General features: G+C 43.0%; 20 protein-coding genes and 1 other RNA gene. 16 read left to right on the top strand and 5 right to left on the bottom strand.

The window, feature by feature from the left end; genetic code table 11:
* Positions 1-34: 34 nt before the first annotated feature.
* The gene (locus Q9R24_RS00525) at positions 35-502 is read right to left on the bottom strand and encodes a hypothetical protein (protein WP_004279893.1); all 468 of its coding nucleotides are present in this window, start codon (positions 500-502) and stop codon (positions 35-37) included.
* Positions 503-756: 254 nt separating this feature from the next.
* Here Q9R24_RS00525 and mnmG point away from each other — a divergent pair, with 254 nt between their 5' ends.
* From mnmG to Q9R24_RS00510, 3 genes are all read left to right on the top strand, one after another.
* On the top strand, positions 757-2,637 hold the full coding sequence (gene mnmG / locus Q9R24_RS00520; RefSeq protein WP_311203477.1) for a tRNA uridine-5-carboxymethylaminomethyl(34) synthesis enzyme MnmG: 1,881 nt from the start codon (positions 757-759) through the stop codon (positions 2,635-2,637).
* 314 nt (positions 2,638-2,951) lie between these two features.
* Entirely contained in the window at positions 2,952-4,157 is a 1,206-nt protein-coding gene (mhpT, locus tag Q9R24_RS00515; RefSeq protein ID WP_311203476.1) for a 3-(3-hydroxy-phenyl)propionate transporter MhpT, read from the top strand.
* Positions 4,158-4,290: 133 nt separating this feature from the next.
* Entirely contained in the window at positions 4,291-4,617 is a 327-nt protein-coding gene (locus Q9R24_RS00510; protein ID WP_004279890.1) for a hypothetical protein, read from the top strand.
* Between the two features lie 49 nt (positions 4,618-4,666).
* Here the strand turns inward: Q9R24_RS00510 and glnG are convergent, their stop codons facing one another.
* Together glnG and glnL are read right to left on the bottom strand one after the other, a co-directional pair.
* Entirely contained in the window at positions 4,667-6,142 is a 1,476-nt protein-coding gene (gene glnG / locus Q9R24_RS00505; RefSeq protein ID WP_180181322.1) for a nitrogen regulation protein NR(I), read from the bottom strand.
* The gene (glnL, locus tag Q9R24_RS00500; protein WP_311203475.1) at positions 6,129-7,238 is read right to left on the bottom strand and encodes a nitrogen regulation protein NR(II); all 1,110 of its coding nucleotides are present in this window, start codon (positions 7,236-7,238) and stop codon (positions 6,129-6,131) included. Before glnL ends, glnG begins: the two co-directional genes overlap by 14 nt.
* A 341-nt stretch (positions 7,239-7,579) precedes the next feature.
* Between glnL and rimO the strand changes: the two genes are divergently transcribed.
* From rimO to lpxA, 12 genes are all read left to right on the top strand, one after another.
* On the top strand, positions 7,580-8,923 hold the full coding sequence (gene rimO / locus Q9R24_RS00495) for a 30S ribosomal protein S12 methylthiotransferase RimO (protein WP_005107200.1): 1,344 nt from the start codon (positions 7,580-7,582) through the stop codon (positions 8,921-8,923).
* A gap of 46 nt (positions 8,924-8,969) precedes the next feature.
* Complete coding sequence (gene pyrH, locus Q9R24_RS00490; protein WP_004279886.1) at positions 8,970-9,698, top strand: UMP kinase; 729 nt, start codon at positions 8,970-8,972, stop codon at positions 9,696-9,698.
* Positions 9,699-9,778: 80 nt separating this feature from the next.
* Entirely contained in the window at positions 9,779-10,333 is a 555-nt protein-coding gene (frr, locus tag Q9R24_RS00485) for a ribosome recycling factor (protein ID WP_004279885.1), read from the top strand.
* 7 nt (positions 10,334-10,340) lie between these two features.
* Positions 10,341-11,093 carry a polyprenyl diphosphate synthase gene (gene uppS / locus Q9R24_RS00480; RefSeq protein ID WP_004279884.1) on the top strand — a complete coding sequence of 251 codons (753 nt, stop codon included), beginning with the start codon at positions 10,341-10,343 and terminating at the stop codon, positions 11,091-11,093.
* Positions 11,094-11,096: 3 nt separating this feature from the next.
* Positions 11,097-11,921 carry a phosphatidate cytidylyltransferase gene (locus Q9R24_RS00475; protein ID WP_004646715.1) on the top strand — a complete coding sequence of 275 codons (825 nt, stop codon included), beginning with the start codon at positions 11,097-11,099 and terminating at the stop codon, positions 11,919-11,921.
* Positions 11,922-13,118 (top strand): 1-deoxy-D-xylulose-5-phosphate reductoisomerase, encoded by a 1,197-nt coding sequence (gene ispC, locus Q9R24_RS00470; protein WP_311203474.1) that lies wholly within the window; start codon positions 11,922-11,924, stop codon positions 13,116-13,118.
* 3 nt (positions 13,119-13,121) lie between these two features.
* A complete protein-coding gene (gene rseP, locus Q9R24_RS00465) occupies positions 13,122-14,477 on the top strand; it encodes an RIP metalloprotease RseP (RefSeq protein ID WP_311203473.1) in 1,356 nt (451 codons plus the stop codon).
* Between the two features lie 39 nt (positions 14,478-14,516).
* Positions 14,517-17,021 carry an outer membrane protein assembly factor BamA gene (bamA, locus tag Q9R24_RS00460; protein ID WP_311203472.1) on the top strand — a complete coding sequence of 835 codons (2,505 nt, stop codon included), beginning with the start codon at positions 14,517-14,519 and terminating at the stop codon, positions 17,019-17,021.
* A gap of 80 nt (positions 17,022-17,101) precedes the next feature.
* The gene (locus Q9R24_RS00455; RefSeq protein ID WP_005266609.1) at positions 17,102-17,599 is read left to right on the top strand and encodes an OmpH family outer membrane protein; all 498 of its coding nucleotides are present in this window, start codon (positions 17,102-17,104) and stop codon (positions 17,597-17,599) included.
* 3 nt (positions 17,600-17,602) lie between these two features.
* On the top strand, positions 17,603-18,673 hold the full coding sequence (lpxD, locus tag Q9R24_RS00450; protein ID WP_195724816.1) for a UDP-3-O-(3-hydroxymyristoyl)glucosamine N-acyltransferase: 1,071 nt from the start codon (positions 17,603-17,605) through the stop codon (positions 18,671-18,673).
* Between the two features lie 5 nt (positions 18,674-18,678).
* The gene (gene fabZ / locus Q9R24_RS00445) at positions 18,679-19,164 is read left to right on the top strand and encodes a 3-hydroxyacyl-ACP dehydratase FabZ (RefSeq protein ID WP_404976552.1); all 486 of its coding nucleotides are present in this window, start codon (positions 18,679-18,681) and stop codon (positions 19,162-19,164) included.
* Positions 19,161-19,949, top strand: coding sequence for an acyl-ACP--UDP-N-acetylglucosamine O-acyltransferase (gene lpxA, locus Q9R24_RS00440; RefSeq protein WP_247143552.1), 789 nt, complete (start codon positions 19,161-19,163; stop codon positions 19,947-19,949). Before fabZ ends, lpxA begins: the two co-directional genes overlap by 4 nt.
* 60 nt (positions 19,950-20,009) lie before the next feature.
* On the opposite strand, the gene Q9R24_RS00435 is transcribed toward lpxA, so the two are convergent.
* A complete protein-coding gene (locus tag Q9R24_RS00435; RefSeq protein WP_311203471.1) occupies positions 20,010-20,807 on the bottom strand; it encodes a YbgF trimerization domain-containing protein in 798 nt (265 codons plus the stop codon).
* A 294-nt stretch (positions 20,808-21,101) separates the two neighbouring features.
* Here Q9R24_RS00435 and ffs point away from each other — a divergent pair.
* Positions 21,102-21,198: signal recognition particle sRNA small type (gene ffs, locus Q9R24_RS00430), an RNA gene on the top strand.
* Between the two features lie 212 nt (positions 21,199-21,410).
* Here ffs and Q9R24_RS00425 read toward each other — a convergent pair.
* Positions 21,411-22,028, bottom strand: coding sequence for a regulatory protein RecX (locus Q9R24_RS00425; protein ID WP_311203470.1), 618 nt, complete (start codon positions 22,026-22,028; stop codon positions 21,411-21,413).
* Between the last annotated feature and the right edge of the window lie 6 nt (positions 22,029-22,034).

Below are 22,034 nucleotides of genomic sequence, written 5' to 3'. Positions count from 1 at the left end.
TACTTGAAATCTAAACTATTTAGATATATATCGGCTACATACCGGGCTGGCCTTGCATTGGTGAATCAGGCTGTGCTGGCTGGTTCATCTGATGCTGCATAGGCTGGTTTTGCATATGTGGCTGCATCGGTTGGCTTTGCATCTGAGATTGTCCCTGAGGGCGTGGTGGCATAAAGCCTAATGCACATTTACCTTTGACTTCGGCACCATTGATGGTGGCAGTAGTCGCACCACTGTTGCCGCTACAGGTACTCATGAGTTCGGCTTCATCGCCTTTGATTGAAGCATTTTTGGATGAAGCGAAAAACTGCGGCTCACAGGTACCATTCCAGATAATGCCGCGATAGGCAAAACTGACTTGTGCACCTTGGGATTTGCCTTTACAAACCTGTTGGTACTTTTGTGCATTATAAATGGTTTCGACCTTATCATTCGCTGATGCAGCAAATGGCGCAAAACATAAACCACATAGAACGGTTGAGAGGAAAATATTCTTATTCATCTTTTATACCTTTGTTTGTAATGTAACCAACATATAGATTAAAAAATGCGCGAGATTAAACAATGCAAATCGAGTAAATTTCTCAGCTTATATGTTTAATTTATATAGTTCCTCTGCAAAGTTAAATTACAGTGCTTTATTGTTATGCGAGTTAAGTGCGATTTATCTCAGGATAAATTCAACTGAATCTGTCTACTTTAGAGTGAAATTTGCTATAATGCTCAGCTATTCTTTTTTATCTCTCAATTACCACTATGCATTATCCTAAAGTATACGATGTCATTGTTATCGGTGGCGGTCACGCCGGTACGGAAGCGGCTCTGGCTGCAGCGCGTATGGGTCGACAGACTTTACTCTTAACTCATAACATTGAGACTTTAGGGCAGATGAGCTGTAACCCGGCCATCGGTGGTATTGGTAAATCGCATTTGGTGCGTGAAATTGATGCCTTGGGCGGTGCGATGGCACTGGCTGCCGATAAAGGCGGTATTCAATTCCGTATTTTGAACTCGCGTAAAGGTGCTGCAGTACGTGCAACACGTGCGCAGGCGGACCGTGTACGTTATAAAGCGGCTATTCGCGAAACATTAGAAAACCAAGCAAACCTTGATATTTTTCAGCAAGCCGCAGATGACCTGATTGTTGAAGGCGATACCGTTAAAGGTGTGGTTACCCAAATGGGTATCCGTTTTGATGCGAAAACTGTGGTGCTGACAGCGGGTACATTCTTAGGTGGTGTCATCCACGTTGGTCTGGAGAAATCTAGCGGTGGTCGTGCTGGTGATCCGCCATCTATTTCACTTGCACATCGTTTGCGTGAACTTCAACTTCCAGTGGGTCGTTTAAAAACAGGTACACCACCGCGTATTGATGCACGTTCAGTCGATTTCTCTGTGATGACGCCACAGCCGGGTGATTTCCCGTCTCCAACCATGTCATTCATGGGCGATGCATCAATGCATCCTGAGCAGGTAAATTGCTATATCACGCATACTAATGAACGCACACATGAAATCATTCGTGGCGGTTTAGACCGTTCACCAATGTACACTGGTGTGATCGAAGGTGTGGGTCCACGTTACTGCCCATCGATTGAAGATAAAATTCACCGTTTTGCCGATAAAGATTCTCACCAAGTCTTTCTGGAGCCTGAAGGCCTGGATACACATGAGCTTTATCCAAATGGTATTTCGACTTCTTTACCGTTCGACGTTCAGTTTGAACTGGTTCGCTCGATCCGTGGTATGGAAAATGCGCACATTCTTCGTCCGGGCTATGCCATTGAATACGATTATTTCAACCCACAAGCGTTGAAATTTACCCTTGAAACCAAAGCAATTAATAACTTGTATTTCGCCGGTCAAATCAACGGCACAACCGGTTATGAAGAAGCGGGTGCGCAGGGTTTGCTTGCAGGCTTGAACGCTGCACGCCGTGCTTGGGATCAGGAGCAATGGACGCCAAAACGTGATGAAGCATACATGGGTGTTCTGGTCGATGACCTGATCACATTAGGTACCAAAGAACCATACCGTATGTTCACCTCACGTGCCGAATACCGTTTGATGCTGCGTGAAGATAACGCAGATCAGCGTTTAACAGCCATTGGTCGTGAAATGGGTCTGGTGGATGACGCGCGTTGGGCAGTATACTGTGAGAAAATGGAAGCAGTGGAAAAAGAAACAGGCCGTTTGCAACACTTGTGGGCCGCACCAAATAACCCAATGGGTAAGAAATTCGTTGAGATGACCGGTTCAGACCTGTCTAAAGAATGTTCGGCGATTGATTTGTTGAAACGTCCAAACATTTCATTTGCTCAAATTGCAGAGTTAACCAATTCTGAAGTATCACCATTTGTCGGTGAGCAAATTGAAATTGCAGTGAAATATGCGGGTTATATTAATCGTCAGCATGAAGACGTCGCACAAATGAAACGTCTTGAAGAAACCCGTATTCCTGCGGATTTCGATTATGACATCGTGTCAGGTCTGTCCCGTGAAATTACCCTGAAACTGAAAGATGTTCGTCCTGAAACATTGGCGCAAGCCAGTCGTATTCCAGGTGTAACCCCTGCAGCAGTTCAACTGGTGATGATTACAATTCGTAAGAATGCACAAGCAAAGAAATCTGCTTAAGATTTTGCGCTAAAAAAGCCCGCGTTAAGCGGGCTTTTTATCGGCTCGTAGTTTTGTATAAGTTTTGACTATCGTTGAATTAAAAATAACTACAATTAAATTAAGTGTTTGATAAATATATATAATAAATATTATTAAGATGTGTTAAGTCTATAAATACAATCTTTTAGGTCTAATTTGGAGGGTATTTACACATGTTGATGTGCTTAAACCCGACTATTGTCGTGCTATTTCTCTATCAAGATTAGGTTAAGAATAATGCAACGGATCGTCACACTATCAAACGGTTTGTGAATTATTGATGGAGATCAGTCATGGCGCAGCCATATAGCGGAAAAGCCCAAAAAATATTAACCATATTCTTATGTTTTTGGGTCGCATTTTTTGAAGGTTTTGACCTTCAAGCTCCCGGGATTGCAGCGAAAGGAATTGCGGCAAGCTTTAGTTTAGATCAAATCCAAATGGGCTATGTATTTAGTCTGGGTGTCTTTGGAATGCTATTTGGCGCATTCTTTGGCGGACGTATTGCGGACTATTTGGGACAAAAGAAAGTCCTAATGCTTTCTGTGACTATTTTTGGTCTGTTCATGTCGCTGACTGCAATTGCACCAAGCGTCGAAGTTTTATATGCAGCGCGTTTCTTTACCGGTCTGGGTTTGGGTGCGGCAATGCCAACCATGATTTCAGTCGTCGGTGATGAAGCAACCGAAGCCAACCGTGGCAAGCTAAATAGTCTGATGTATTGTGGTTTACCGGTAGGGGCGATCTTTGTTGCCGGTCTGGCTATGCTACTTCCGGATATTCAATGGCAAACCTTATTCCTGATTGGGGGATTAACGCCTTTAGCACTGATTCCATTGATGGCATTTATTCTTAAAGATAAGCCTAAAGTGAATGCGGAAGTACCGGTTTCTGGCGAAGCTGTGCCGGGAATGGCTGAGGTGTTGTTCAAGCAGCGACAGTATAAAAATACAGTGCCTCTTTGGGTTGGCTTCTTTTTTACCTTGATGATCAATTATATTTTGATTAGCTGGTTGCCAAATTTACTTATGGAACAAGGTTTGCAGAAACAGCAGGCATTTTTGGTGATGTTGGTGTTCCAGGTGGGCGCTGTCATTGGAACCCTAAGCCTGGGTTATTTACTGGACCGTTTAAAGCTCTGGCAAATGGCGATTATCATTTATAGTGGCTTGTTTGTTGCCTTGGTATTGTTATTCACCACAACTTCTATTCCGTTATTAATTTTGGCGGGAGTCATGGGTGGCATTTTCTCTACGGGTGGTCAATCTATTCTATATGGGATCTCACCGATTTTTTACTCAGGCGCAGGCAAAGTGACAGGCGTGGGCAGTGCGATCTCTTTAGGGCGTTTAGGGGCGATGACTGGACCATTATTAACTGGAAAAATTCTGGCATTAGGTTTGGGCACCACAGGTATTCTTGTGGCAAGTTTACCAGCAGTGGTCGTATCGGCAGTAGCCGTCACTGCACTATCACGTTATAAGGCTGCTCATAAGTAATTAATCATTGAGATCTATCAATACAAAAAGGGAATCTGAAAATTCCCTTTTTTATCGTCGAGACTTTTAATTGAATAAAGTCAGTCCATAAAATTTGCTAAAATATACGAATAGCAAACAGATTGATTTTTATATGGCTTATCAACTTATTCCACTCTCGATTCAGGCCACTGATAATATTGCCTGTCCACATTGTCAGCACAACGTGATTGATTGGGCAGAAGAGCAGTATGTGCAACCTTGTGAACATACCCTGTTTATTGCCATGGATATTGGCTTTGAATATATGACGGATGAATTCGAGCACAGCATGCCGCGTTCTGTAGATGATCTGCATGCCAATGATGATCAGGTGAATATGCTGGATGAAATCACCCAAGCGACTTATTCAAATTATCTGATATATAAGTCTGATCTGGGCATAGATGGGTATTTCCGCTATGTGGGTTTTACTGCATAAATCATCATCAATAAAAAAGCGCCAATCGGCGCTTTTTTATATGGAAAGATTAACTTTCTATTTCTTCTTCGATTTCATCATCCGTAGTATCCATGCCCAGTTCTTTAAGCTTGCGCGTTAAAGTATTACGACCCCAACCTAAAAGTTCTGCGGCATGACGTTTACGGCCACGGGTTTGTTGCAAGGCTGCATTAATCAAGGTGCGTTCAAACATCGGCGTCGCAACATCCAGAAGTTTCATTTCACCGTTTTTGAGTTTCTGCATCGCCCATTGACCCAGTAATTCATCCCAGTGATGCGGTGCGATCTGGTTCAGCGTTGGAATTGGCGCGCCCGGATCCTGCTGATGAATTGGAATCTGTTTTAGTTCAGGTGGCAAGTCTTCAGGATAGACTTCACGGCCTGTGATCATTACTGTCAGCCAGCGACAGGTATTTTCAAGTTGACGTACGTTACCTTGCCACGGCAATTTTTGCATATATTCCTGGGTTTCAGGACGCAAAATCTTTGGATTGACCCCAAGTTCCTTTCCGGCACGCGCCAGAAAATGCTGCGCCAGCATCGGAATATCTTCACTGCGATGTGCCAGTTTTGGAATATGAATACGAATTACATTCAGTCGATGATACAAGTCTTCACGGAAGCGACCCTCATGAACCAGTTTTTCCAGATCCTGATGTGTCGCTGCCACGATACGCACATCGACCTTAACCGGAATATGACCGCCAACTCGGTAGAACTCTCCATCGGCTAGGACACGCAATAAACGGGTCTGGGTCTCAAATGGCATATCGCCAATTTCATCTAAAAACAGCGTACCGCCATTTGCCTGTTCAAAACGACCTTGGCGCTGGGTATTAGCACCGGTAAATGCACCTTTCTCATGGCCGAAAAGTTCAGTTTCGATCAGGTCTTTTGGAATCGCCGCCATATTGAGGGCAATAAAAGGTTTTGAGCTGCGTGGTGAATGACGATGCAGGGCATGCGCTACCAGTTCTTTACCTGTACCAGACTCACCATTAATCAACACGGTAATATGCGATTGTGATAAACGGCCAATGGCACGAAACACTTCCTGCATGGCAGGCGATTCACCAATAATTTCGGTAGATTGAATTGGTGGAGCCGCTTTTGCTGATTCTTGTTGCTGTAGCTTGGTGATATGTAAAATTGCACGATTTACCAGCGCCAGTGCTTCATCAATATCAAAAGGCTTAGGCAGATATTCAAAAGCACCAGTTTGATAGCTAGAAACAGCCGATTCTAAGTCTGAATGCGCCGTCATAATAATGACAGGTAGGTCAGGATAACTGTGTTTAACCTTGCCCAGGAAGGTAAGTCCATCAATACCCGGCATGCGGATATCGGTCAAAATCACATCGGGTGCCTCCAGACTCAGTTGGTCTAGTGCAGATTGTGCTTCTTCAAAACTGGTCACATCCAGACCTTCCTCTTTAAAGGTCTTTTCCAGTACCCAGCGCATGGCGCGATCGTCATCAATCACCCATATTTTATTTCGCGACATGATTCGACTCCCAAGGTAAATATAAGCTAAAGACGGTTTTTCCAGCCACGGACTGACACTCGATCATGCCGTTGTGCTGATGAATAATATTTTGAGCAATACTGAGGCCCAGTCCGGTACCTTTTGCGCGACTGGTGACCAGCGGATAAAACACCGATTCGATAATATCTTCCGGCACACCTGGACCGTTGTCTTCAATATCAATCCTTACTACAGAGCGGTGAATCACCCCGTTAATGGTAAAGAGACGCTGAATCCGGGTTCTTAAAATCAGTTCCGGTTGATGTTCGACAAAGAACTCCTTGTTCTCGGTCATGGCCTGTACGGCATTGGCGCAAATATTCAAAATGACCTGAATCAATTGGTCGCGGTCTGCCAGAACTTCCGGTAAGGACAGGTCGTAATCCCGGGTAATCTTGATTTTCTTTTTGGTCTGATTGGCAATCAGTGAACGCACCCGTTCCAGAGGTTCATGCACATTGACCAGTTCATAGCTCGGAAGCTGGCGTGAACCGAGCATGGTATCGGCCAGATTTCTGAGTCGATCCACTTCGCTAATAATAATGTCGGTAAATTCTTTGTATTGTGGATCATTCAAACTGCGTGCCAGGAGTTGAGTCGCCCCGCGAATGCCACCCAAGGGATTCTTGATTTCATGCGCAACACCGCGAATCAGCTGACGCGCTACCTGATGCTGTTGCAGCAGATTTTCTTCACGCGAGATTTTTAACATGCGATCGCGAGGATTGAGTTCGATGAGCAGTAGCGGATGATAAGGTTTGCCCAGATTTAGCTGAGAAACAGTGTAGTCAACATGAATGTCTTTAAAGTTGACCAGAATAGTGGCTTCGCGGCGTGTATAAGGTTGTCCCGTACTTAAAGTATTATTCAGGGCTTCTTCGGTATTGAACTCATCTGTCGGGTTTTGCAGAATATTGAGTACGGATGTGCCGCTCGCGCGGAATAAGCTCACATCAAATAAGGCTTCACAGGCAGAATTCAGATAATAAATATTAAGATCGCGGTCTATCAATAAAATACACGTGGTCATATTGTCCACTAAAGCACGATAGTCGATCGGAATAATTTGATCCATTCGCGGGTTTGTTCCTGTATTAAAATGGCGCAATGGCATCTTCATAAAGCAATTTAATCAATTTTAAGTTCTGATTTGATGCAAGATGCACGCCAACTTTTATGACGAGAGATTATTTATTGCGATGAAATGCAGAAATGTGACAGAGCAACACAATTCATCTTAGATATAGCGGATTAAATTGAGGCTGTAAATCTAAAATGATTCATTTTGGTGCATGAGTGGGTATGTTGAATATTTTATGGCAATATTTTAGTGCATGATGCAAAGAGTCAGGTTTTCAACTATTTTTATGATGCGAAAAGACATACAATACGCGCATTCTAGTAGAGCGAAAATTCATGAAGTCCCCCAAAGTCGGTTTTGTATCTTTAGGTTGTCCTAAGGCATTGGTAGATTCTGAACGTATTTTAACCCAGTTAAAGACTGAAGGTTATGACGTCGCTTCGGATTATGACGGTGCTGATTTAGTTGTAGTAAATACCTGTGGTTTCATTGAATCCGCAGTGCAAGAATCGCTAGATGCGATTGGTGAGGCGATGAGCGCGAATGGTCGCGTGATCGTAACAGGTTGTCTAGGTAAAGACGAAGACAAGATTCGCCAAATGCATCCCAATGTCCTGAAAGTGACAGGTGCAGCGGCATATAAAGAAGTTATGGATGCGGTTCATCAATACGTACCTGAGCCGCCAAAACACAATCCATTTATTGATCTGGTTCCAGAGCAAGGCATCCGCCTGACGCCAAAACACTATGCTTATCTGAAAATATCTGAAGGCTGCAACCATCGTTGTACCTTCTGTATTATTCCAAGCATGCGTGGCGATCTGGTTTCACGTCCAGTCGGTTCTGTGCTTGATGAAGCTGCAGCGCTGAAACGTGCCGGTGTAAAAGAAGTACTCGTCATCTCCCAGGATACTTCTGCTTATGGCCTGGACACGAAATACAAGCTGGATTTCTGGAATGGCCAGCCGGTTAAAACCAAATTCTATGACATGTGTGAAGCATTAGGTCAGTTGGGAATCTGGGTGCGTTTGCACTATGTTTACCCGTATCCGCATGTGGATGCTGTGATTGACCTGATGGCACAAGGTAAAATCCTGCCTTATCTGGATATTCCATTCCAGCACGCGAGTCCAAAAATTCTCAAACTGATGAAGCGCCCTGCGCACAGTGAAAATACACTGGAGCGTTTGAAAATCTGGCGCGAGAAATGTCCTGATCTGGTGTTGCGTTCAACATTCGTGGTGGGCTTCCCGGGTGAAACTGAAGAAGACTTCCAGATGTTACTGGACTGGCTGAAAGAAGCCCAGCTGGATCGTGTGGGATGTTTTACCTATTCGCCAGTTGAAGGTGCGACAGCAAATGATTTGCCAGATCACGTTCCTGAAGAAATTAAACAAGAGCGTTATGAGCGTTTCATGCAGGTTCAGCAAGAAATCTCGGCAGCCAAACTCCAAAAACGTATCGGTCAGACCATGACTGTGCTGGTAGATGACCTGGAAGATGAATTCCCGGTAGCGGTTGCGCGTTCTTATGCAGATGCACCTGAAATTGATGGTAATGTTTTTGTTGAAGATATCGATAAAAGCGTCATCAAGGCGGGGGATTTACTTGAAGTCGAAATTACTGATGCAGATGAATACGATCTGTATGCAAAACTCATTTCAATCAAGTCTGCTTAAGATTTTGAATTAAAAAAATTTAAATTGAATACTTTGGAGTTTGATGATGTTGGATTCTAAAAAGCCACGCTTTGGTCGCATCCTGTTAAAGCTTTCTGGTGAAGCGCTGGCAGGCAATAAAGACATGGGGATCGATGCACAAGTGCTCGATCAAATGTCACTTTCTATTGCGCACCTCGTGGGTTTAGGCGTACAAGTAGGTATTGTTGTGGGTGGTGGTAACCTGTATCGCGGTAGTCAGCTACAAAAAGATGGTCTGGTTGGCCGCGTAACTGGTGACCAGATGGGTATGCTGGCAACAGTCATGAACGGTTTAGCACTTCGCGACGCTTTGGTGCGCCGTAATATTAAAACCCGTTTAATGTCTGCATTGCCAATTGGTGCTGTAGTTGAGTCTTACTCAAGCCGTGATGCGATCCGTCACCTGACTCAGGGTGAAGTGTGTGTATTCGTGGCAGGTACAGGTAATCCGTTCTTTACGACAGATACAGCTGCCTGTTTACGTGGTATTGAAATCGAATCAGACTTGATCTTGAAAGCGACCAAAGTTGATGGCGTATATAATAAAGATCCAAGCAAATATGATGATGCGGTTAAATATGACACATTGACTTTTGACCAAGTTCTGGACGAAAAGCTGGGTGTGATGGACTTAACTGCAATCTGTTTATGTCGTGATCACAATGTGCCGCTACAAGTATTCGATATGAATAAATCTGGCGCATTGCTTTCCGTTGTGATGGGTGAAAAAGAAGGGACTCACGTTACCAATTAATGACGTGAGCACCAAAGCACTTTATACTACACGCTAATTTAGTAATAACCTCTTTTCAAGAATTAAGTAAGGAAGATCATATGATTAACGATCTTAAAAAAGACAGCGAAGACCGTATGAACAAAACTCTAGAATCTCTAGAGCATGGTTTTGCAAAAGTTCGTACCGGTCGTGCGCATCCATCAATTTTAAATAACGTGATGGTTTCTTACTATGGTTCAGACGTTCCATTGAACCAGGTGGCAAACGTAGGTGTTGAAGATTCACGTACTTTGTTAATCCAGCCTTTCGAGCGTTCAATGGTTTCTGCAATTGATAAAGCGATTCGTGAATCTGACTTGGGTCTGAACCCAATTACAGCAGATGCGATTCGTGTGCCGATGGCGGCGTTAACTGAAGAAACGCGTCGTGACATGCAAAAAGTTGCGCGTAATGAAGCAGAAAATGCCAAAGTAGCGATCCGTAACATCCGCCGTGATGTATTGGGCGATATCAAAGCTTTGTTAAAAGAAAAAGAAATTTCTGAAGACGAAGAGCGTCGTGCTGCTGACGAAATCCAGAAAATTACTGACAAATTTGTTGCTGAAGTTGACAAGCGCTTGGCTGCGAAAGAAGCTGAATTGATGAAGGTCTAATTCATCGATGACCGTTGCTGAAGAAAATTCCCGTCTTCCGAAACATGTTGCCATCATTATGGATGGCAACAATCGTTTTGCCAAAAAAAATCAGATGCAGAAAGGTGATGGACACCGTGAAGGAAAAACGGTTCTGGATCCGATCGTTGAACACTGTAAAAAAAGAAATATCCAGGCTTTAACTGTATTTGCCTTTTCCAGTGAAAACTGGAATCGTCCACAGTTTGAAGTTGAATTGCTCATGAAATTGCTGGTTGACACCATTCATGAACAATTACCCCGCATGGAAAAATTCAATATTGCCTTACGCTTTATCGGTGATCGCAGCCGTTTGTCCCCAGAATTACAGGGGCTTATGTTGCATGCCGAAGAAAGGACTGCTAATTTCAATAGTATGACACTCACTATTGCAATCAGTTATGGTGGTATGTGGGATATGGCACAAGCTGCACAGCGAATTGCCAGCGATGTTTTAACAAATAAATTAGATCTTGATGCAATTAATACTGATGTATTTGGTCAATATGTCAGCCTTGGTGATTTACCTGCAGTTGATCTGCTGATTCGTACGGGTGGGGACTTCCGTCTGTCGAATTTCCTGTTGTGGCAGGCAGCCTATGCAGAGCTGTATTTCACTGAGACGCTATGGCCAGAATTTACCGTTGAAGAACTTGATGATGCACTTGCCGTATTTGGCGGGCGTGAACGTCGTTTTGGTAAAACATCAGAACAGATTCATCAGGAAAAACTTGAGAATTAATACATGTTTGAGCGGATTATAACCGCATTGGTGTTGGTAGCAGTTGTACTGAGCTGTATGTTTGCTACCGAATCACATTATCCAATGTTTGTATTGATGGTTCTTGCTGCTGGGGTGGCCGGTTATGAGTGGTTCAAACTCATGCCGCGAAAATTTAAATATGTCATCAAACCTGTTGCTTGGGGATATGGAGTGCTCACTGCAGCACTTTCAGCTTTGGCATTGTATTTTGCCGAAGTTGCCTTATTGTTATGGGTGGCTTCTATAATTACTTGGTTGCTCAGCATTTACTGGGTTAAAACCTATCCTGAATATGATGGCTGGTACAACGCCAGCCTGCACGGAATCGGCGTAGTTCTGATCTCTGCTGCGGTTACTGCAATTTTCTCTGTCTGGCAAAGTTCACCGTGGTGGCTGATGTACCTGTTTTTACTGGTATGGGGCGCAGATAGTGGTGCGTATTTTGTGGGTCGTAAATTTGGCAAGAAAAAGTTGGCGCCGAATGTTAGTCCTAATAAATCTGTGGAAGGGCTGTATGGTGGTATTGTTACTTCAATGCTGATTGTAACGGCAGTTGCCTTACTTTATCTGGATATGACCTGGCCAGAACTGATTTTATTCCTGATTCTCTCTGTGGTTACAGTATTTAGTTCGGTACTGGGTGACCTGTTTGAATCCATGATCAAACGTCGTGCCGGTATTAAGGATTCAGGTCGAATTTTGCCAGGACATGGCGGAGTACTGGATCGTATTGATTCTTTGCTTGCTGCAGCTCCAATCTTTGCAGCAGGTATGGCTGTTTTAAAACTTATTGGTGTAGATTTATAAATGTCACAAGCAGTTTGTATACTGGGTGCTACAGGTTCCATTGGTCAAAGTACTTTAAAAATCTTGCAGCGACATCCTGAAGCATACTCGGTTTTTGCTGTGACCGCGCAAAGTCGTATCGAGGAGCTGGTTGAAATTTGCCGGCAATACCGTCCTAAAGTGGCGGTGGTGCCGGCTGAAAAAGTAGATGAACTCTCAAAACGACTCCAGCAACATCATTTGGCTAATATTGAAATTCTGCAAGATGAAGCCGGTTTAATTGCTGTGGCTGAACACGCTGATGTTGATATTGTGATGGCAGCAATCGTTGGGGCTGCAGGATTATTGCCGACATTGGCTGCTGTGAAAGCGGGTAAACGCGTACTGTTGGCCAATAAAGAAGCTTTGGTGATGTCGGGTGACATCATGATGCAGGCAGCGCGCGATCATGGGGCATTACTGCTTCCCGTTGACTCTGAACATAACGCGATTTTCCAATGTCTGCCACAGCATTATTTTGAGGCAGAGCGTCATGGCAAGCCCAAACTGGGTGTATCCCAGATTCTGCTGACCGCGTCGGGTGGGCCGTTTCTGAACCATAGCATGCAGCAACTTGAAGAGGTCACACCTGCCCAAGCTTGCAAGCATCCTAACTGGTCCATGGGTCAAAAAATTTCAGTCGATTCTGCTACCTTGATGAATAAAGGTTTAGAATTGATCGAAGCCTGCCATTTGTTTGCAGTTCAAGAACAATTTGTTACAGTTGTTGTGCATCCACAGAGTATTATTCACTCCATGGTTCAATACGTTGATGGTTCGACTTTGGCACAAATGGGTAATCCAGATATGGGCACGCCTATTGCACATGCTTTGGCATGGCCTGAGCGTATTAGTACGCATGTGGTGCCACTGGATCTGTTTATGCATTCACAACTTAATTTTCAAGAACCGGATATGCTCCGTTTCCCTGCATTAAAACTGGCCCGTCAGGCCATGCAGAGTGGCGGAATTGCACCTACGATTTTAAATGCGGCCAATGAAATTGCAGTTGCTGCATTTTTAAATCAACAGATCAGATTTACCCAAATTCCTCAGGTAGTTGAGCATGTCCTAAATCAGATGGACAATCAACCTGCACATGATCTGGAGGCTATCTTGCAAGCAGATCAAATGGCACGAGGTTTATCACAGCAATACGTTGTGAGTAAAGGAAGTTAAGATATGAATGCCTTGTTTATGATTGCCGCAGCAATTCTCTTACTCGGTCCCTTAATTGCGATTCACGAGTTCGGTCACTATATTGTGGCGCGTAAACTGGGCGTTAAAGTATTGGTCTATTCCATTGGATTTGGGCCAACATTATTAAAATGGACCTCGAAAAAATCCGGAATTCAGTATCAATTGTCTGCCTTACCTTTGGGTGGCTACGTCAAGATGCTGGATGAACGTGAGGGTAATGTTGCTGAAGAAGACTTACCCAAAGCTTTTAATCGTCAGCATCCGTGGAAGCGGATTGCCATCGTGGCAGCGGGTCCATTGATCAACTTGATTTTTGCAGTTCTTCTATTCTGGGTGTTATTTTTACCGGCACAAGAACAGCTCAATACCCGTGTGGGTAAAGTTTTACCAAATACGCCTGCTGCCACCGTACAAATGCAGCCGGGTGACAAAATTGTAGCTGTGGATGGTACTCAGGTGGAAACTTGGGAAAAGCTCAGTTATGCCTTGGTGGATCGTGTTGGTGAAACTGGTGTGGTTTCTATTCAGGCAGATCGCGCTGGTGAAAACAAATTGTTCCAGTTGCCGATTCAAAACTATTTAAAAGATCAAAGTCAATCGCCGCTAGAAAGCCTGGGGTTCTTGCCTTATCGGCCAGAAATTCCGGCAGTGATCAGCAAGCTGAGTGAAGATGGTGCAGCCATCCGTCAAGGTTTGAAAGAAGGCGACAAGATCCTGGCTATTGACGGCGTTCAGATGAAAGACTGGTTTGATGTGGTGCAGGTGGTACAGGCATCTCCAGAAAAATTACTCAAAATGGATGTACTACGCGAAAATCAGGTGGTTCAGTTTGAGGTCATGCCGCAAGGTAAACGTGACAATATGGGCAATGTGACCGGTATGCTGGGCGTACAAAGCGATCCGGGTAAACTGAACATTCCTGCAGAATATAAACAGACCATTCATTACTCGCCAGGCGAAGCACTGGTAATGGCATTTGATAAAACAGCACATTTATCTTCGATGATTCTAAACTCGATTGTCAAAATGGTACGCGGTCTAATTGGTCTGGATAATTTATCAGGTCCAATTACCATTGCCAAAGTGGCAGGACAAAGCGCAGAAATGGGCTGGGAAACTTTTATTTCCTTTATGGCGCTAATGAGTGTAAGTTTAGGAATATTAAATCTACTACCCATTCCAATGCTTGATGGCGGACATCTGGTTTACTATTTTGTTGAATTAATTCGTGGTAAACCTGTTTCCGAACAAATACAATTGGTTGGACTAAAAATTGGTATGGTACTGCTCGGCAGTATGATGCTTCTGGCATTATTTAATGATTTTATGCGTTTATAACAACGTAAATGGAATAAATTAACAGCGGAAAAGACTGGCATGCAGCACACACATTTATTTATGCCTCTGGCACTCGTTAGTGCAATGGCAGTAGCACAACAAGTATATGCAGCAGATGAATTCATTGTACAAGATATAAAATTTGATGGATTAGTACGTTTAACTCCTGACAATGTGTATGGCCTAGTGCCAATTAACAGTGGTGATCGGGTCAATGATCCAATCATTGCCAATGCAATTCGTAGCATGTATGCATCAGGCCTATTTGATGACATTAAAGCCGTGCAGCAAGGCAATACTTTGGTTTTCCAAGTGGTTGAACGCCCGGTTATTTCGAAAATCGAATTGAAAGGCAATAAGCTGATTCCTAAGGAAGCGCTTGAAGAAGGCCTGAAAAAAATGGGTCTGGCTGAAGGCGAAGTGCTGAAAAAATCAGCGCTGCAAACTATTGAAACTGAACTTGAACAGCAATACATGCAGCAAGGTCGTTATGATGCCGATATTACGGTCACCACGACGCCTCGACCAAATAACCGTGTTGAGTTGCTGATTGATTTTATTGAAGGTAAAGCGGCTAAAGTTTTCGATATCAATATTATCGGGAATACCGTATTTAAAGAGTCTGATATCAAGCAGGCCTTTGCCGTAAAAGAAAGTGGCTGGAGTTCGGTCATTTCGCGTAATGACCGTTATGCACGTGAAAAGATGGCGGCGAGCCTAGAAGCTTTGCGTGCCATGTATCTGAATCGCGGTTATATCAATTTTAATATTACCAATTCCAGCCTGAACTTGAGTGAAGATAAAAAGAATGTTTTCATCGAAGTTTCTGTGGATGAAGGCGAACAATTTAAATTTGGTCAAACCAAATATTTAGGAGATGCACTTTATAAGACTGAAGAATTACAGGCTTTACAAATTTTCAAAGAAGGCGAAATTTATTCGCAGGAAAAAGTCAACGCGGTTAAGCAGTTATTGCAGCGTAAGTATGGTAATGCAGGTTATTACTATGCAGAAGTCAATATTGTTCCTCAAATTAACAACGAAACCAAACTGGTTGATCTAAATTATTATATTAATCCGGGTCAGCAAGTCACGGTGCGACGTATTAATTTCACTGGTAATACGAAAACTGCAGATGAAGTACTACGTCGTGAAATGCGCCAAATGGAAGGTGCACTTGCTAGTAATGAAAAGATTGACCTGTCTAAGGTCCGTCTGGAGCGTACCGGGTTCTTTAAAACTGTCGATATCAAACCTGCACGTATTCCGGGTGCACCAGATCAGGTGGACTTGAATGTTGCCGTTGAAGAGCAGCATTCAGGGACCAGTACTCTTGCAGTTGGTTTCTCGCAAAGCGGTGGTGTAACTTTCCAGGCAGGTTTAAGCCAGACTAACTTCCTGGGTACAGGTAATAGTGTTTCAATCGATTTGTCGCGTTCTGAAACGCAAGATTACTATAACTTGAGTGTGATGGACCCGTACTTCACCATTGATGGTGTGCGTCGCGGCTATAACATGTACTACCGTAAAACCAAGCTGGATGATGACTATAACGTCAACAACTATGTAACGGACAGTTTTGGTGGTGGGATTAACTTTGGTTATCCAATTGACGAAAACCAAAGTGTTAGCCTAGGCCTGAATATTGATCAGACGGATGTAACCACTGGGCCTTATGTTTCTACTTATGTTGCGGATTATCTAGAACGCAATGGTGGTAAAGAGACACGAAGCGGTGAATATTGCCCGGCTCAAATTGAGACACTGACAGGTAATTGTGTTGATGAAAATGGTAATCCAGTTAATACAACCACCTATGGTCAAGAATTTAAAGGTGAGTTTTTTACCTATAACCTGAACTTAGGCTGGTCATATAATACTTTAAACCGCCCAATGTTCCCTACAAATGGTATGTCACATCGAATCAATGGTGAAATTGCATTGCCAGGCAGTGATGTGGAGTATCAAAAAGTCACTTATGATGCTCAGGCATTCTTCCCATTAGGCAAGGATTTTGTTCTGCGTGGTTATGGTAAGTTGGGTTATGGTAATGACCTACCATTCTACAAGAATTTCTATGCCGGTGGTTTTGGCTCAGTTCGTGGTTATGAAAACAGTACATTGGGGCCTAAATATCCGGGTGTATATTTCTCTGATATTAGCCAAACTGATCCGTCTCCTGAAGAAGTGGGTGGTAATGCACTGGTTCAATTTGGTACCGAACTAGTACTTCCGGTACCATTTAAAGGGGATTGGGCACGTCAGGTTCGTCCGGTTATCTTTGCGGAAGGTGCGCAAGTGTTTGATACCCAGTGTGATGTATCAAATGAAAATATTTTCGTTAATGGCACTTCAGTAAATGGAAAGCAGTACTGTAAAGATAACTTCGGTTTTGATGCAGATAATATGCGTTATAGCGTGGGTGCTGGTTTCACCTGGATCACCATGATTGGCCCATTATCACTTAGCTATGCTTATCCGTTGAATAAAAAAGATGGTGATGATACTAAAAACATCCAGTTCGAAATTGGACGTACTTTCTAAAATCGGTTTGACCTAGAAACTAAATTTTGCTCATAAAGCCTTCAGGTTTTGTGAGCAAATTTTTTTGAATGAGTAAGAATATGAAAAAAATGATGATGGCAATGAGCCTGGCTTTGGCAAGTGTTGCACCTTTAACTCAAGCGGCCAGTATGGGGATAATTGACTTGGAGCGTGTGGTTGAAGGTAGTACTTATCTGAAACAACAAAACACGGCGTTTCAGCAAAAAATTCAGCCACAAACCACCAAGATTGAGCAACTCAGCAAAGAGCTGGAAGCTTTGCAGCAACGTGCTCAATCCAATACCAAGCTCAGTGAGACTGAAAAACAGAAAATGTCTGCGCAATATCAGACTAAGCTTCAAGAATTAAATCAGTTACAACAATCTGTACAGACGAATGTTCAAAGCTCGATTCAGCAGATCCGGACTGTATTTGATGGACGTGTAAAGCAAATTGCTGAACAATTGCGTAGAGAAAACAACCTCGATGTGGTTTTAAATAAAAATTCAGCACTTGCTTATGATGCTAAATATGATTTAACTGATAAAATGATTCAAAAGGTTAATGCAATTAAATAATCAATGAATCATCAACAGCTTCAGTTAGCTGATCTCGCTCGCCTGGTTCAGGGCGAGTGCATAGGTCAGACAGATTTGCGTTTGAGCGCTTTGGCCAGTCTTGAGCAAGCGACCTCACAAGATCTTGCATTTGTAAATGCCGATAAATATGTAGAGCAGGCCAATCAAAGTCAGGCAGGTGCTTTAATTGTCACGGCTGAACTAAAACAACAGATAACTTCACATCAAAACTTTATTGTTGTGGCAAATCCCTATCTGGCTTTTGCGATTCTGACGCATGTATTTGAGAAAAAACATCGCCAGCGCGGCATTGAAAGTACTGCCCAAATTCACCCGTCGGCAGTGATTGCGGACGATGCTTATATTGGTCATTATGTGGTGATTGGTGAGCATTGTGTCGTGGGTGCGAATACGATTGTTCAGGCGCATGTGCAGATCGATGATGATGTCGAGATCGGTCAGGACTGTTTTATTGACTCACATGTGACCCTCACCGGCGCAGCAAAAATTGGTAATCGGGTGCGTATTCATGCCAATAGCGTGATTGGCAGCGAAGGGTTTGGTTTTGCGCCTTATCAAGGGAAATGGCACCGTATTGCGCAATTAGGTTCTGTACGCATTGAGGATGATGTACGTATTGGGTCAAATTGTAGCGTAGACCGTGGTGCACTGGATGATACGATTTTGCAACAGGGTGTGATCATTGATAATCTTGTGCAAATCGCGCATAACGTTAAAATTGGTGCACATACCGCGATTGCTGCAAAAACTGCCGTTGCAGGAAGTGTTTCAATTGGCAAAAACTGTATCATTGGTGGTGCCTCTGCGATTTCTGGACACTTGAATATTGCCGATAATGTGACGTTGACCGGAATGTCAATGGTGACAAATAATATTTCTGAAGCTGGAAAATATTCATCGGGGATTGGTCTGTTTGAAAACCAGAAATGGAAACGTACTGTGGTTCGCCTCAGACAATTAGCAGATGTGCCATTGACCCAGGTGATCAAACGACTAGATCATATGCAATCTCAGATTGAGTCCATTGAATCAACATTTAAGTTGCGTAAATAATTATGATGACAGAGTCGAATTTGCTTACATTCACGAAGCCTGAATTGCCAATGAATATTCAAAAGATTCGTGAATATTTGCCCCATCGCTATCCATTCTTATTGGTTGATCGCGTTGTCGAAATTACCGATAATGGCATTGTTGGTTATAAAAACGTCTCAATTAATGAAGAGTTTTTACAAGGCCATTTTCCGAATTATCCAATTATGCCGGGTGTGCTGATTGTTGAAGCGCTGGCACAAATCTCTGGAATTCTGGGTTTTGTGATGAATAACGAAGTGCCAAGTGAAGGTTCTTTGTTCCTGTTTGCTGGTGCGGAAAAAGTTAGATTTAAAAAACAGGTGGTTGCAGGTGACCAATTGGTTTTAAAATCTGAATTAGTGATGCAAAAGCGGGGCATTTACAAATATAATTGTATTGCCACTGTAGATGGCGTCGTCGCAACAACCGCGGAAATTATGGTTTCGCATCAAAAAGTCGAGCAGGCATGAGCAATAATCCCCTTATTCATCCAACTGCCATTATTGACCCGTCAGCAGTCATTGCTGCTGATGTAGAAATTGGCCCATATTGTATTATCGGGCCAAATGTCACTATTGGTGCGGGTAGCAAACTTCATTCACACGTGGTGGTGGGTGGCTATACGCGTATAGGTGAATATAATGAAATTTTCCAGTTCGCCAGTGTAGGCGAGGTATGTCAGGATCTTAAGTATGCCGGTGAAGAAACCTGGCTTGAGATTGGCGATCACAACAAGATTCGTGAGCATTGCAGTCTGCATCGTGGCACGGTTCAGGACCAGAGCCTGACCAAGATTGGTAGTCATAACCTGCTCATGGTCAATACTCATATTGCACATGACTGTATGGTCGGGGATTATAATATCTTTGCCAATAACGTCGGTGTGGCTGGACATGTGCATGTCGGGGACTACGTTGTCATTGGCGGAAACTCAGGCATTCATCAGTTCTGTAAGATTGATTCTTATAGCATGATTGGTGGGGCATCCCTGATTCTGAAAGATGTACCGGCCTATGTCATGGTTTCAGGTAATCCTGCGCATGCATTTGCCATGAATATTGAAGGTATGCGTCGTAAAGGCTGGTCAAAGACAGTAATCAGCGGTTTACGTGATGCCTTTAAACTGATTTATAAATCAGGTTTAACGACTCAGGAAGCAATCGAGCAGATCCGTACAGGAATTTTGCCGGAAGTGACTGAGGTGCAGCGTCTAATCGATTCTCTTGAACAGTCGAAGCGTGGTATTGTGCGCTAAAAGTTTAAGATAATAAAAAAGACACCCTATGGTGTCTTTTCTATTTTGGGAATTTCTATTTTACTTAAGAAATTTTATTTCCTCAGCTTTCGGATAATTCTTCAATAGCTTTGTTTTGTATTGCGATGCAAGCGTAGTATTCTTTTCAACATCTTTGCTGATGTTATAAAGCTGATACAGGGCAGTGGAGGCTTTCGCAGAATTTGGATAGCGATCAACGACAATCAGATAATTACGTTTCGCTTCAGCAAATTTTGGTGGGTCAATCGCCAGATTGAATTCCGCTAACCAGAAATAAGCATTGCTGATATAAACGCTATTCGGATTGTTTTTAATAAAGTTTTGCATCGGTGCAATGGCTTTGGCTGCACCGCCATTTTTATAAGCATCTAAAGCCACGGTATAAGCTGCTTTTTCAAGATCAGCAGGTTGCTGTCCGCTGCTTGCTGTATTGACCTTATTTGTGTTTAGGCTGGGTGCAGTATCCTGTGGGTTTTCCTCCGTTGGATTGTCCTCAGCAGGTTCAATTTTTTGTTGCAATAGTTCAAGGCGCTGATCAAGATCGGCATAACGATTGGTCAGTTCATTCTTGAGCCGTTCAATCTCATTTTCCTGTTCTTCCATTTTACCGCGCAAAATCCGCAGGTCATTTTCGAGTTGCTGGTTCTTTTGCATGATTTGCCAGCTGGTATTGGTTTGAACTGCTGGAGTTGCACCAGCCGCAATTGCTGCTGGGGTATTTACTGTGGTTTGATTCGTAGCTTGACTCAAGCCACGCGATTCAATCGGAATATTGGCAAATAGAGGCGTGGTAAAGAGTGCTGTCACTGCACACAATACGGTCTTTTTAAACATCATAAAATTTCCATAATTCTTTGTGAGATGCGGATCCGCTGCTCATCTTTTCAAAGTAGATCATTCATATACATTGCACACATTAAAAACGGCATTTTTAGAAAATGCAACAAGGTTTTACAAAGATCATGTGAATCTGAGTGTTGATGGATTGATTGTGAAGATCCCTTAAAAATCAGCAGAAATATCAATATTGTTTTTAAAATAATCAAACGGATAGCTTGAGGGATTATTTTGCGGAACAAGGCTTGCAACTTGATTAAAAATCTCTATACTCTGTTTTTGTAATGGTAGCCCTGCTGGTTACTTCGCAATTGTACTCTATGAACCCCGCCAGGACCGGAAGGTAGCAACGGTAATAGAACTATGATGTGCCGGAGCTTTGCTGGTAGGGTTGCCACCATATTCTTATTATAATAACAATGCGAATTCGCAGTTTTCTATTCTCAAATATCATTCCTTTTTCAATGTCATCAAACAGCACTATCTTATTATTTTAATGATTCAGATCATTATTATTTTATGTCGTGCTTTATTTTGCAGCTAATATTGGATAAATAACCAATATACTTATACGTGCATTAAGACTTTCAAAGAAGATAAGAATTAATCTTCTGCTTTACGGTTAATCGCCTTGATAATCGCATCCATTTCAAAACCACGATACATTAGAAAACGGATCTGTTTGGCTTTGAGCTTCAGGTCTTCACTGACCTCAGTCCCATATTTTTTGACTTTTAGTTCATAGGCTTGTTGAACCCAGTCGGTTTCTTTGAGTTCTTCTGAAATCAGGGCAGCATCAATCTTTTTGCTCTTGAGTTTCATTTTAATTTGATTGGGACCTTTGCCTTTACGCTTTTGACTCGACAACATGGTTTCCGCCACACGCTGATCACTTTGATAGTTCTCACGGGACAGCTCTTCCACTAAGGTAATGACTTCATCACGATGCTCTGCATAAAGGCTTAATTTCTCGATCAGTTCGGCTTTGGAATATTCCTTGCGCGTCAGTACGGCAAAGGCATAAGAACGTAAGCGTGAGCCTGTCAGTCCCGGTTTCTTCTCATCCTGAGTTGGGGTAGAGGAAAACAAACGTTCTTCAGGATCAAATTCAGGAGCGTCTTGGATCGCACTTTTTGCAGGTTGAGCTTGATCTTCAGTATCACCAAATTGCTGTTTTAAAGTTTCATAATCGAGCAGTTTGCTGAATTTCGCGTCTGACATGATTCT

This window comes from Acinetobacter sp. RRD8 (assembly GCF_031844225.1).
Classification (GTDB): domain Bacteria; phylum Pseudomonadota; class Gammaproteobacteria; order Pseudomonadales; family Moraxellaceae; genus Acinetobacter.
The sequence above is the reverse complement of the archived record's forward strand: the minus strand, read 5'-3'. Positions and strand labels throughout refer to the sequence as shown.